The sequence below is a fragment of the Dyadobacter sp. HNCC25DJ187 genome (assembly GCF_056895255.1).
This window is the reverse complement of the sequence record NZ_JBXHAT010000001.1, coordinates 142,089-154,423: the sequence shown is the minus strand read 5'-3', so window position 1 is coordinate 154,423 and position 12,335 is coordinate 142,089. Positions and strand designations below refer to the sequence as shown.

The following is a 12,335-nucleotide window of genomic DNA, read 5'->3' as shown; positions in this document are numbered from 1 at the left end:
TTCAACAGCTGTACTTACTACTCTTTTCTTCCATAAAGCAGTAGTCTTTTAAATGCATATATGGCAGGGAACTTTCCAAATTCCTGTTTTATCCGGCTTTTATAGGTTGTCACAAAAAGTTCTTGCTGATCGGGAGACAGACGTTCGAGATAGGGTATCAGTGCGGATCCGGCAATGAAATCGAAAAGCATTTTTTCACTGTCCGCAACAATAGGATATACCTTCTGGACGATCTGAATATCCTGCAATCCGGAATCGAACATGATCTGCGCGTATTGATCTATGCTGAGCATTGGCGTTTCTCGTATCCAGTTATCTAAAAAGCCGGCATATGGTTCTTCTCTGGCCAATGTCAGAAGAAGTCTGTTCAGCCGATTGTCATTCTGAACCGGCATTTGCACAGCAAATTGCCCGTGGTCAGTAAGTTGCGATATCAGTTTGGGAAATAGATGCTGATGATCGTCTGACCACTGCAACGCAGCATTACTGAAAATCAAATCCCACTGTTGGTGCGTATTTGCATCAATAAAATCTTCTACAGTAGCTATCCTGAATTTCAGGTTTTTCTGATTCCATTGCCCGCTACTCTGAAGCATTTCTGCAGACGAGTCGATTCCTGTGAAGTTGGTTTGGCCAAACCTTTCCGCCAGTAGGGATGTCTGCTCCCCGGTGCCGCATCCAATATCAATGGCCTGCTCCAAATGGCTATCCGAAATCAACGCCATCAAATCATAAAAAGGTTGGTAACGTACATGCTTAAATTGATTATATATCTCAGGATTCCAGGGCATAATTTCTCATTTGATTAATACATCAAAATGGCTTACAATTCTTTGGCCACAGGCTGGATAATTCAAACAAACTATAATATTCTTTGTTTATAAATAAAAAACCGGATTTTAATAGGGTTGACATGCATCAACATCTATCAAAATCCGGTTCAGTTTAAGGATACCAAAATCTAGCCCATCACCAATTCACCCAATGCTTCTTTGGTAAAACCTTTGAGTTCATCGGTACGATGTTCGTGGATTTTCTTTACCCATGACGGATCAGCTAACAGCGGGCGACCCACCGCAATTAGATCAAAGTCGCCACGATCCATACGGCGCATCAGCTCATCCAATGAACTTGGCTGTGAACTCTCGCCTGCAAACGCAGCCAGAAACTCGCCGGTAAGCCCTACAGAACCTACTGTGATCGTTGGTTTACCAGTGAGTTTTTTAGCCCATCCGGCAAAATTGAGATCTGATTCTGCAAACTCAGCCTCCCAGAATCTTCTTTGTGAGCAATGGAAAATATCAACGCCGGCTTCAGCCAACGGATTCAGCCATGCTTCCATTTCCTGAGGTGTTTTGGCAAGTTTATGATCATATGCAGTTGGCTTAAACTGAGACAATCGGAGGATAATCGCGAAATCTTCCCCGGTTTGTTTGCGAACCTCTTTGATCACCTCAACTCCGAAACGCGTACGTTCAGCCAGTGTTTTACCGCCATATTTGTCTGTACGGTCATTGGTTTGGTCCCAGAAAAACTGGTCGATCAGATACCCATGAGCTCCATGCAGTTCGAGCGTGTCAAAACCAAGTCTTTTTGCATCTGCAGCAGCACGTCCGAAAGCCTGAATGGTATCGGCAATATCTGATTCTGACATGGCCTGCCCGTTTTTCACGCCCGGTTTTCCGTAGCCCGAAGGGCCTTCAAACGGTCCGGAAGGCAACCAGCCAGAGTAGTGATTATCCATCACCCCCATGTGCCATATCTGAGGTCCCATTGAACCGCCTGCAGCATGCACTCCATCAATTACGTTTTTCCAGCCAGCGAGTGCCTTCTCACCATGAAAACGGGGAATATTTTCATCATTCGAGGAGGCTACACGATCTATCACAGTTCCTTCTGACAGGATTAAGCCCACCTCACCTTCAGCTCTGCGCTGATAATAAGTTGCAACCTGATCAGTAGGAACGCCTTTTGGAGAAAATGATCGGGTCATCGGCGCCATGACGATGCGGTTTTTTAAATTCAGCGATTTCAAATTGAAAGGCTTGAACAAATTATCGGTATTCATAAGTAGTATTTACAGGTTAATTATAATTCTTTTTGAATAAGCTGACTTAGCGCAGCAAATGCTTCTTCATTGCGTTGGTAGTACGTCCACTGTCCTACTCTGGTAGCTTTCACAAGCCCTGCCCGTTGCAGCACCGACAAGTATTCTGACACAGTTGACTGCGTAAGACCCGCTTTCTGCTGAATTTGTCCTACACAGACACCATGTTCAAATCCATATTTTTCCTGACCCGGGAAACTTTCCTGAGGATCTTTTAGCCAGAGCAAAATGTTCAATCTGGTAGTATTGCCGAGCGCTTTGAAAATTTCGAGTGGTTCCATATCGAGATATCGATTATTTCCGATATCCCAATTAACATACCTCATGCTATCTACGTTCCGTAAACTGAAGAATATTCATAAAAGAATCAGAATTTGTACCTAACGGGTCAATCAATCAGACCCTAAAAATCTCAGAACGATCAAAGCGCATCAATAAACGTCAAATACGGTTTGACACTCTTTTCAATCCACTCCGGTGAAGAATGGTAGTCTACTCCATAACAAGCAAAAAACGGACGATAATCTGCCTTCACATATTCAAAACTGAGTTCGAAAGGCCGGGTGAGCTCCTGCAGGGTATACTTGTATTTTTCCCCTGCTGCAAGCTCATGTTCATCAACGCCTAATGAAATAGCCAGTGCCACTTTCTTTCCGGCAAACTTATATCCGCTTTTACTACCATACGCCCATCCATGAGTCAGCACCATATCTAACCACTTCTTAAGCATAGCCGGGCAGTTGAACCAGTAATAGGGAAACTGAAAAACAACTTTCTCGTACTGTTCAATAAGCCGTTGCTCCTGTATAACGTCGATGTTTTCATCCGGATATTTTTCGTGAAGCTGATGAACCACGTATTGGTCCGGATACTTGTTCAGCTCTTCAATCCATCTTTTGTTAACTGATGAGTTTTGGATATCGGGATGGATAACGATTACTAATGTTTTCATGACATCATTTTATATTTGTTGTCTGCAAACTTAAAATTCATAACTTCAATTTTGAAGGTTAACTACCAAATGTTAGGTACTATAAAAAATGTAAGTATGTCTCAAATCAAAGAAACCTCAACAAATTCGGCAAACAGGAAAGCACTAGGCGATGAGTGTCCGGAAGCTTACGCCACCAATATTGTAGGCGGACAATGGGTGCTGGTGATCTGTTCCTGGCTGATGAACGGAAAGCTAAGGTTCAGTGAGCTAAAAAAAGTGCTTCCCAATATCACCGAAAGAATGCTTACTTTACAACTGCGGAAGCTGGAGCAAAATCAAATCGTTAAACGAACTGTTTATCCGCAGGTCCCACCCCGAGTAGAATACGAGCTAACTGAGATCGGCTATGATCTCAAACCAATCATAGCTCAGCTCGAAAAATGGGGAGATAAGCACAAGGCGTTGACGGATGGCGCATCAATGAATGATTAATCCTATTTTCATGGCAGAAACACGATCATGTGGATTATTCTAATACTTACGTCCTCCCAAGATTTATGATGAAAGTGTAACGCCGCCTTAGACTAATGGCTGCCGCAGATTGACCTTTTCAGGATTCGAAATGATTGGGTGCTGCACATTTTTTCCAGTATGTTACGATTAAATTGATCGTATCCCTGATCTCTGAATAACTGTTAGGTTTAACAAAGAAGCCCTGAGCAGATGTACTGTAAGCATCGATGACCAGCTGATAATTTACCGCAGTGGTCAAATACAAGTAAGGGATGCATTTCAGGTTCAGATCAGCATCGTTTTTCAACTTTCTTCTCAGCTCCAGTCCATCCAGTTTGGGAAGGTTTATATCTGACAAGATCAGAAATGGCAGCGGGATAGTACCATTCAAATATTCCAGTGCAGCCATGCCGTCGGGAAAATAGATTCGTTCGTTTGGCCAATCAAGCTCGTTAAATACCTGCTCGAGTAAGAGCTGGTCATCTTCGTCATCCTCAATGATAATGATGGCTCCATTTGTATTCATACTCAAAGATTATGGATAAAAGTAGATGTTTATTAAGGTTGTATTGGTGAATACTGCTCTTTTTAAGCGCTTCATATTAATTTGCTATCCCTTAAGACTTTACATCACCCATTAATAACTTCTTTAATTCGGTATGTGTTCCTTTCACAAAATGTTTGTCTCCATTTTTCAGCGTGATAAGCGTGTAACGCATATCCGCATCAGGGAGCATTTCCTGGATTTCCTCCGCAGCTATTCCCACCAGAGAATTATCATCTTTCGATTCAAAGTTTATCTTTTTCATATGCAACGTTCTGTTATCAACTGATGGGGGCATCGTGGTCCGATGATCTAGATACGATTCGACTCTTCACCGCGGAGGCACGCAAACGTGTTTCGTCTTCGTCGCCGTGATAACTTCCTGCCGTTTCATGTACATCGAGCGCGCCATAACTGTCTAAAACACCCACCACATGCTCCGCATCTTCATTCGTGGTGGTATGAACGGTCACTATTGTACGGTTGTGACTTACTTTATGATAAACAGATGCATTCGCCGCATCATTACCAAATAGTCCTTTAAAGAAAGATTTTATGCCCTCCAGCACGTCGGTATCGTGTGTTGTTTCGGCATCGTCCTCCAGATGTTGCTTATATACTGCCGTTTTTAAATTAACTTCTGACGGGGCATACCCTTTTTCTAAAAGATACCTTTCGACCTGACGTGCGCTCTCAATCTCATCAAAAATCGCGACTACTGTATTTGCCATGGTATTAAATGGAATGATGTATGTGAATGTAATGTATCTCCGGAACGGAAAATCCAATCCCATTCCCGATTGTGATTCAAAACACAATTTCTATGCCTACATATCGATATCGCTTTCGGATGTTAATTCAATAGCTGCTGGCTAATTTGGTCTGGCATGATATTGATAGCTCATTAAATCAAAACACATTATAATTAAAAACAAACATTAGAACCATTATGGCAACTTCAGGAAATGCAACGAATGTAATCAATGAGTTAATTGAAATAAACAACGACCGCGTAGCCGGCTTTGAAAAAGCAATTGCAGATATCAATACAGAAAATATCGATCTAAAAGAATTGTTTCAGGGCTACGCTGAGCAGAGCCGCAAATACGGCCAGGAGCTTGCTGCTATCGTAGGTTCTGCTGAAGAAGTAGAAACAGGAACCAGCGTTAGCGGAACATTGCACCGCGCATGGATAGACGTAAAATCTCTATTTGGAGGTAGTGACAGAGCCAGTATCTTATCTGAGGCCGAACGTGGTGAAGATGCAATCAAGAAAGCTTATCAGGATGCTTTAACGGATGAAAATCTTCCTTTCGATGCATCAGAAATTATACGTAGTCAGGCAATGGGAATTAATTCCGCGCACGATCAGATCAAAGCACTCCGCGATGCTGCCAAAGCATAATCGGGAATGCCTGAGATAAAAAAGGCTGCTCTTTTACAGAGCAGCCTTTTTTTTTGTATTTTAAAGATATCATTATCAGACTGATAGAACATTCCGAGAATCCTAATTTCCATTTACTCGCGACTATTTTCTCTCTAAATATTACCACTTCTACGCAATACTTACCAAAATTACCGCAGCGTGTTCAGAATGGTTTTCTATGTAATTAATACATTTGGGACGCAGGGATGCCATGAAAATACCTTAAAATCTGTAACCCAAATGTACCGTCGGAAAAACAAACCATGAGTCAGACTCATACGGTGCATGCTGAAACTGTAATACAGTTGAATCAGGAGTATAAATCAGTGTGATCCATGGTACAAGATATAAGCCTTTGTATGCATTTTCCTTTTTACCAAACATCAATCTGTAACCTGTCCTCACTCCCAGATTGATCCCACGATGTTTTTTGAATTCTCCTGTTTGATCAAATCGTACCTGATCTGTGCCGTAATCTGACTGAAGTCCGATAAACAGTCCTGTGCCTTTCTTGAAAATATAGTCTGCTTTCATACCAAATCCACGGTTACGAAGTGTGTATCCCGGGTCAGACGTAAAGAAGTCTGGTTGAGTTATGGCAAACAAACCAGGGTTATGTGAGGTATAATCTGCACAATGATACCCGACTAACGTTATAAGCTGTGTCATTTTTTAGCTGACCCTGACAGTTGGAGAATAATCATTGGTCAAATCCCTTATACGCGGATCCGCCATGGCTTTCAGATAAATGGGTGTACCGATTCCTGATCCACTTCAATTCAGCAACAGGATCTGTAGTGTAACCGAAGCTTCCTAAAGCCAGCATTTTCAATAAATTTCAAACTCGACGCAACCCTTATATCTTTTTCTCCGTATCTGTATCAAAACGTGATGAAATATGCCCGGACCGAACTCCGCAGCTATTGATGAATTGATCGATGGCTGTCTGAATAGCAACCGCCGAAGCCAGGAGTTGCTCTACAGACAGTTCTACGGATATGCCATGGGTGTATGTTTGCGGTATTCGAAAAACAGAGATGAAGCCAGGGAAATTTTAAACGACGGATTTTATAAAGTTTTTACAAAGCTGGATAGTTTCAATAGAGAAAGACCTTTCAAATCCTGGCTGGCCAGAATCATTATCAATACAGCCATTGATTATTACCGACATGAGGTTGGTAAAGACATTTTCGTACACGAGGAAGTTGCAGGGGAATTTCCGGTTCAGGAAGCGGTTATCAGCAAACTGGCTTATGAAGAGTTAGTTATTTTAATTCAAAGTCTTTCTCCGGCATACAGACTGGTTTTCAGCCTCTATGCAATCGATGGTTATACACATGACGAGATAGCTGAACAATTAAAAATTACGCCAGGAGCATCTAAATCAAACCTGTCGAGGGCCCGGGAAAAACTGAGAGAATTATTATCAAAAATTAACACTGACAATTATGACAGAGTTGCCAGATGACGAACTGGACAAACTCTTCAAAAAGTCATCCGAAGAGTTTGATCCCACTTATGAACCCGAAGAATGGAATGCCTTGCGTAAGCGCCTGGATGTCCATGATGGAAAAACTACGCTTTATTGGTTAAGAAAATGGTGGCCCTTAGCCCTATTCGCATTGATCATTCCTGCGTGGTTTGGCTACTACATGTTGGCTGATTCCAATGAGCATCCAACGACGTTTAGTAATATACCGGCCACAAAAGCTATTAGATCATTAAAAAATGCGGAACAGGTAGCTGATCAAGATGCTGTAAAGTCGCCCCCGGTAATCGTCAGAGATAAAGTATCCGTTAAGCTAAAATCAGAAGATGATAAAACACCAAAGGTTACATTAGCAGCGGGGGATATCAGTAATCAAGCAAGAAATAACGGTCGTAAAAAAGAAAGGGAAGTTGCATTCGCCTCATCACCGGTTGTAGAGGAAGACCCGGACATATTCCGGAATAAAGCTAAAAAAGTGACCTCTGATACTGAGAAGTTGATGAAGCAAATAACATCTGAAAAACAGGGCATTGCAAAAAAAGTCTTTTCTGAACAAGAGGATTTGCTGGAGCAAAGGGAAAGCCTGAGCAACAAAAGCAACCTGTACCATATTGCAGAGGAAATAAAGCCGGCAATTGTATCTGAAGAATTAATATCGCCAAAAACAAAGCTGTCCTTGTCTCCCAATCTGATCAATCATATGCCTTTCATAACTTATGATTCTCTGTCTATGCCAGGTATAGAGATTCCGGAAAATGATTGGAAACCAACAATAGAAAGAGCACGCGATCTTTCGCCGAAGATGGCGATTCGTTTTAGCTATTCTCCTGATATAACGACGGTTGGCTTAAAGAATTTTTCGAAACCAGGATCCGCTGTTTCGCTCATGCTGGAATACAGTATTTTCCGAAAACTGTATTTGCAAACCGGTGTGGTCAGAAGCGTCAAAGACTATCGCGCTAATGCCGGAGAGTATGCATTAAACAAATATGTAACCAACATTAATACGCCATACTCCGTGGATGGAATATGCACGATGATTGAAATACCGCTGGTCTTTCGTTATGACTTGGTTCAAAGGGATCGTTTCAGATTTTTTGCAGGTGCCGGGACGAGCTCCTATTATGTTCAAAATGAGAAATATACATACCATTACGAGCAATATGAACATGGACAAATACCAGGCTGGAAAGGAAAAACAGGTTGGTTTTTACTGAGTCACATCAATGCCTCTGCAGGGTACGAACAAAGAATTTCAAATCAGCTATCAATCCTGGCCGAGCCATATATTCAACTGCCTTTAAAGGGTGTAGGTTATGGGAAAGTAAACCTGATTACTACAGGCATGTGGCTCTCCGTACGGTATACACCTTTGTTCAACCGTTAGTCGCGACCTCTTTGTTACAACTAATCAATCAATTATATCACTATGAAAGCGAAAGAAGAAACAATGAAAAGAGGTGAATTTTTAAGAAGCTTGGGACTCAGCTCTACAACACTGATGGCCTTTTATTGCCTAGGAACCACCATGAGTTCCTGCGGATCAAAACAGGACGATCCTGATCCGGGTACCGGCAATGGTACCGGTGTAAGCGGGACCACGACGGGCTCCAACATCAGTTTTACTGTAGATCTGACGAGTAGTACTTACTCCAAACTGAAAACAGCGGGCTCCTATGAAATTATTGGCGATGTACTGGTTGCATTTACCACATCCAACGGTTATGTGGCGCTATCCAAAGTTTGTACCCATGAAGGAACTACGCTCCGATACCGTAGCCAACAAAATGACCTTTTTTGCTCAAGTCATTCTTCGGAATTTTCCCTGACCGGCGCTGTCGAGCAGGGACCGGCAGCAACAGCTTTGAAAGCCTACAAAGCATCCGTCTCGTCTGATGGAAACACACTAACCGTAACTGTGTAGCAAACCAATAATTCCCCCCATGAAATCACTCCGATTTTTTATTTTACTATTAGTTTCTTTCGTTTCCCAGGCACAGGATGATTTGCTCAGCCAACTTCAGGAAAGTGACAGTGCACAGATTTACCCTGTCACTGCTACTTTCAAATCAACCCGGGTAGTAAATGGTCAGTCCATAGAAACGATGAAGAAAAAACACCTTGATTTCCGTATCTCTCACCGATTCGGCAGGCTCAATTCAGGGGCTTATCAGTTTTTTGGCCTCGATCAGGCTACCATGCGAATGGGATTTGAATACGGGATCACCGACAGGTTCATGGTAGGTTTGGGACGCAGTACCTCTCAGAAGGTGTATGATATTTTTGGAAAGTATAAGTTGATTCAACAAACAACCGGCGTCCGGAATATACCCGTGTCTGTCACTCTTTTTGGAGGTACCGGTGTGGCTACAGCAAATCAGGAGCTGGAGTTTCAGGATAAGGTCTATTATACCGCGCAGGTGCTCATTGCGCGAAAGTTCTCGGAAAGATTATCGCTGCAGCTATCACCGTCTTATCTTTTCCGTAATCGTCCGGAAGTAACAGGCGATGAGAAACTGCTCCTGGCTGTAGGCATTGGCGGGAGGTACAAAATTTCAAAACGGGTCTCGATCAACGGAGAATATTTCTGGACGGCCAGAGAAAAGAATACAGTTACTGCACCATACCACGATTCTATGTCTTTCGGCGTAGATATTGAAACTGGTGGACACGTATTTCAGCTTCATTTCACTAACTCTCTGGGTATGATTGAAAAGCAGTTTATTGGAGAAACCGCAGGCAGTTGGGGTAAAGGTGATATCCATTACGGATTCAACATTTCGCGCACTTTCAGTTTTGATAAACATAACAAAAGGCAGTCAACTAAAAAATCAGAACTATGATCCGTAATTTGTTAGCGACCGTGGCAACAACCGCTCTGCTCCTGACTTCTATGGCTGTACATGTGTCAGCACAAAGCAACATGTTTTACACGAATGTAGGTCATACGAGCTTTTCCTCTAAAACGCCATTGGAAGACATTGACGCAGATAATCATAAGACACAAGCTGTATTGAATCCTGCTACAGGCGAAGTGGCCATACGCATGAATATGAAAGATTTCACGTTTGAGAACAAACTCATGCAGGAGCATTTCAATGAAAATTACATGGAATCAGGTAAGTATCCTGTAGCTACGTTTGCCGGTAAGATTACGAAAACAATTGATTATTCACAAAATGGAGAAAACGACGTGTCGGCAACAGGGAAGTTTACAGTTCACGGCGTTACACAGAACAGAACCATTGAAGGAAAACTAAAAATAGAATCGGGCAAAATCTTCATTACATCTACCTTTCAGGTAGCACTGGCTGACCACAAGATTGAAATTCCACAACTTGTTTTTGTGAAAGTGGCCCAAACAATACAAGTCAAAGCACAGTACACTTTGACAAAAAAATAATACCTAAATTAATTCGAATGCTAAACATTAGTCCCGGTGGGATGACTGTTTAGCATTATGGTGCTATTTTTCATATGTACCGCATTTTCCTTATCTCACAAGCGTACACTAAAACGTTGAAACAGTTTACAAATTGATAAAATAGATCGAGAAGTAATCAAATTTAAAGCCTGTAAATTTAGCAATTATACAGTCACTTACTCTCAAAAGCAATTCCATAATCATCATGAAGCGTTTTTTATTAGTTGGGTGTCTGACGCTGATATCATCTTTCACATCCGGACAGATTGTAGTTGGAAATATTGACATTAATCGTGCCGACAGCGTGAACATTATTGAGGTCTACGTCAACCGACGCGCATGTAAAAATCTGGTTCACGTATATGTTGATTTTGGTCAGAAGGATACTTTTAATGCCCAGAGCCTTGGTAATAGTAACGATGAACTTGTTATCATGGACCCTCAGACAAATAGAAAAAAGGTTTTCAAGTCTACCGCTGCCGTACTTAACTTCTTTGAAAAGAACGGCTGGGACTATATGAATAGCCTAATTGAAAATCAATCTGGGAACTCGGGTTACTATTACTATTTCAGAAGAAGTCAGTCAAATTAGAAGCAAGGATTGTAAACCAAAAACCCAGGTACTTAGAAATCCATACAGATTTCTAAGTACCTGGGTTTTCTTCTTTTAGAAATGGATCGAAACAAACCTCCAACACATGCTAGATCTTCTCTTTCACCACCAGAATCTCCTGCAAAACCGCCCTAGTCAATTCCGCTTTTGGCTTAAAATTCGCTGTTTTCATATACTCCAACAAACTATAACGAAGCTGTCGGGCAACAGGGCGGCTTAAATCATTGCTGATATCAAAACTACATACCAGCAATTTTCCATTTCCTACAGTGGCTTCGAGTACATTCGCCAGGTGCCGGTTGTTTGCAAAATTGTCGATAGAACGCACAATCGGAGGCAGGTACTCGTGACATCTGAATAGCAAAACCTGCGGATTGAGCTGAGAGACCACACAAGTATCTACTTTGAAACCGAAACCGACATCGCACCTGAAAGCATATTCGAGCACATTGTGAGCTTGCCGGATTGCACCAATATGGATTTGCTTACGCTTGCCATTACTGATCAAAATGGTAAAGAACTGATACGTTTTGAGCCCGCGAAAAATAAATCCAACACAATTCCTAATCCGGCGGTGGCTCCTTCCCTGCCCAAAGATGTGGAGAACAATGAGCAATTATTTCTGATCTGTCAACATCTGGAGCAATACCGACATGCTACCTACAATCCGACAGATTACTATACTGAAGCACTTCGCCGGGATCCGAAAGATATACGTAACAATAATGCATTGGGAGCCTGGTTCCTGCGGAGAGGTCAGTTCGCCAAAAGCGAGGCTTATTTCCAAAAAGCAGTTGAAACTTCAATCGGGCGCAATCCTAATCCTTACGACGGCGAGCCCCATTACAACCTCGGGCTGAGTTTCCAGTACCAGGGATTGATGGAAAAAGCTTATAGTGCATTTTACAAAGCGGCCTGGTCAGCAGCGTGGCAGGATATTGCCTATCTGGCATTGGCTCAGATTGATGTAAAAAATGCGAATTACACCGAAGCACTGGAGCACATTAATTTCTCACTGGATCGTAATGCGAGAAGCTCAAAAGCATACACGATTAAAGCATCCATTTTAAGAAAAACAGGGAAATTTGAAGAAGCGACAAAGGTTTGCGAGCAAGCTATCAAGCGGGATGGGTTTAATCTTTCTGCACATTACGAACGGATAAAAATTCAGCAGGAAACTGGCTTAAGTGACGGCGATCTGTCGCAGATTCTCTCATTAGGAAGAAATGAAGTAAATAGTTACATCTAATACGCGCTGGACTACGTTGCTTGTGGTTTGTATCAG

The 12,335-nt window shown here is 42.2% G+C and carries 18 protein-coding genes; 9 read left to right on the top strand and 9 right to left on the bottom strand.

Annotated elements, in window-relative coordinates:
* Nucleotides 1-17: 17 nt before the first annotated feature.
* The 4 genes from AC1XUE_RS00615 to AC1XUE_RS00600 all read right to left on the bottom strand — a co-directional run bounded on the left by AC1XUE_RS00615 (nt 18) and on the right by AC1XUE_RS00600 (nt 3,059).
* Nucleotides 18-791 carry a methyltransferase domain-containing protein gene (locus tag AC1XUE_RS00615; RefSeq protein ID WP_483353986.1) on the bottom strand — a complete coding sequence of 258 codons (774 nt, stop codon included), beginning with the start codon at nt 789-791 and terminating at the stop codon, nt 18-20.
* 170 nt (nt 792-961) lie between these two features.
* Nucleotides 962-2,068, bottom strand: coding sequence for an NADH:flavin oxidoreductase (locus AC1XUE_RS00610; RefSeq protein ID WP_483353985.1), 1,107 nt, complete (start codon nt 2,066-2,068; stop codon nt 962-964).
* A gap of 20 nt (nt 2,069-2,088) precedes the next feature.
* A complete protein-coding gene (locus AC1XUE_RS00605; RefSeq protein ID WP_483353984.1) occupies nt 2,089-2,388 on the bottom strand; it encodes an ArsR/SmtB family transcription factor in 300 nt (99 codons plus the stop codon).
* A gap of 140 nt (nt 2,389-2,528) precedes the next feature.
* On the bottom strand, nt 2,529-3,059 hold the full coding sequence (locus AC1XUE_RS00600) for an NAD(P)H-dependent oxidoreductase (RefSeq protein ID WP_483353983.1): 531 nt from the start codon (nt 3,057-3,059) through the stop codon (nt 2,529-2,531).
* 96 nt (nt 3,060-3,155) lie between these two features.
* Here AC1XUE_RS00600 and AC1XUE_RS00595 point away from each other — a divergent pair, with 96 nt between their 5' ends.
* On the top strand, nt 3,156-3,533 hold the full coding sequence (locus AC1XUE_RS00595; protein WP_483353982.1) for a winged helix-turn-helix transcriptional regulator: 378 nt from the start codon (nt 3,156-3,158) through the stop codon (nt 3,531-3,533).
* A gap of 118 nt (nt 3,534-3,651) precedes the next feature.
* Here AC1XUE_RS00595 and AC1XUE_RS00590 read toward each other — a convergent pair whose 3' ends face one another.
* The 3 genes from AC1XUE_RS00590 to AC1XUE_RS00580 all read right to left on the bottom strand — a co-directional run bounded on the left by AC1XUE_RS00590 (nt 3,652) and on the right by AC1XUE_RS00580 (nt 4,916).
* Nucleotides 3,652-4,080, bottom strand: coding sequence for a response regulator (locus AC1XUE_RS00590; RefSeq protein WP_483353981.1), 429 nt, complete (start codon nt 4,078-4,080; stop codon nt 3,652-3,654).
* A 91-nt stretch (nt 4,081-4,171) separates the two neighbouring features.
* Complete coding sequence (locus AC1XUE_RS00585) at nt 4,172-4,363, bottom strand: hypothetical protein (RefSeq protein WP_483353980.1); 192 nt, start codon at nt 4,361-4,363, stop codon at nt 4,172-4,174.
* Between the two features lie 16 nt (nt 4,364-4,379).
* Entirely contained in the window at nt 4,380-4,916 is a 537-nt protein-coding gene (locus AC1XUE_RS00580; protein ID WP_483353979.1) for a hypothetical protein, read from the bottom strand.
* A gap of 131 nt (nt 4,917-5,047) precedes the next feature.
* Between AC1XUE_RS00580 and AC1XUE_RS00575 the strand changes: the two genes are divergently transcribed.
* Complete coding sequence (locus AC1XUE_RS00575) at nt 5,048-5,503, top strand: ferritin-like domain-containing protein (protein WP_483353978.1); 456 nt, start codon at nt 5,048-5,050, stop codon at nt 5,501-5,503.
* 243 nt (nt 5,504-5,746) lie between these two features.
* On the opposite strand, the gene AC1XUE_RS00570 is transcribed toward AC1XUE_RS00575, so the two are convergent.
* Nucleotides 5,747-6,193: a hypothetical protein gene (locus tag AC1XUE_RS00570; RefSeq protein ID WP_483353977.1), complete on the bottom strand. Its 447-nt coding sequence runs from the start codon at nt 6,191-6,193 to the stop codon at nt 5,747-5,749.
* 229 nt (nt 6,194-6,422) lie between these two features.
* Between AC1XUE_RS00570 and AC1XUE_RS00565 the strand changes: the two genes are divergently transcribed.
* The 6 genes from AC1XUE_RS00565 (at nt 6,423) to AC1XUE_RS00540 (ending at nt 11,029) form a co-directional block, all read left to right on the top strand.
* Nucleotides 6,423-6,992, top strand: a complete 570-nt coding sequence (locus AC1XUE_RS00565; protein ID WP_483353976.1) for an RNA polymerase sigma factor — start codon at nt 6,423-6,425, stop codon at nt 6,990-6,992.
* Nucleotides 6,973-8,400: a porin family protein gene (locus AC1XUE_RS00560; RefSeq protein ID WP_483353975.1), complete on the top strand. Its 1,428-nt coding sequence runs from the start codon at nt 6,973-6,975 to the stop codon at nt 8,398-8,400. The genes AC1XUE_RS00565 and AC1XUE_RS00560 overlap by 20 nt, the downstream gene beginning before the upstream one ends.
* A 42-nt stretch (nt 8,401-8,442) precedes the next feature.
* Complete coding sequence (locus AC1XUE_RS00555; RefSeq protein WP_483353974.1) at nt 8,443-8,937, top strand: QcrA and Rieske domain-containing protein; 495 nt, start codon at nt 8,443-8,445, stop codon at nt 8,935-8,937.
* 19 nt (nt 8,938-8,956) lie between these two features.
* The gene (locus tag AC1XUE_RS00550) at nt 8,957-9,856 is read left to right on the top strand and encodes a DUF5777 family beta-barrel protein (protein ID WP_483353973.1); all 900 of its coding nucleotides are present in this window, start codon (nt 8,957-8,959) and stop codon (nt 9,854-9,856) included.
* Nucleotides 9,853-10,416: a YceI family protein gene (locus AC1XUE_RS00545; protein ID WP_483353972.1), complete on the top strand. Its 564-nt coding sequence runs from the start codon at nt 9,853-9,855 to the stop codon at nt 10,414-10,416. The genes AC1XUE_RS00550 and AC1XUE_RS00545 overlap by 4 nt, the downstream gene beginning before the upstream one ends.
* Before the next feature lie 226 nt (nt 10,417-10,642).
* Entirely contained in the window at nt 10,643-11,029 is a 387-nt protein-coding gene (locus AC1XUE_RS00540) for a hypothetical protein (RefSeq protein ID WP_483353971.1), read from the top strand.
* 109 nt (nt 11,030-11,138) lie between these two features.
* Here AC1XUE_RS00540 and AC1XUE_RS00535 read toward each other — a convergent pair whose 3' ends face one another.
* Nucleotides 11,139-11,498, bottom strand: a complete 360-nt coding sequence (locus AC1XUE_RS00535) for a hypothetical protein (protein ID WP_483353970.1) — start codon at nt 11,496-11,498, stop codon at nt 11,139-11,141.
* 27 nt (nt 11,499-11,525) lie between these two features.
* On the opposite strand from AC1XUE_RS00535, the gene AC1XUE_RS00530 reads away from it, so the two are divergent.
* Entirely contained in the window at nt 11,526-12,299 is a 774-nt protein-coding gene (locus AC1XUE_RS00530) for a tetratricopeptide repeat protein (protein WP_483353969.1), read from the top strand.
* Nucleotides 12,300-12,335 lie beyond the last annotated feature (36 nt).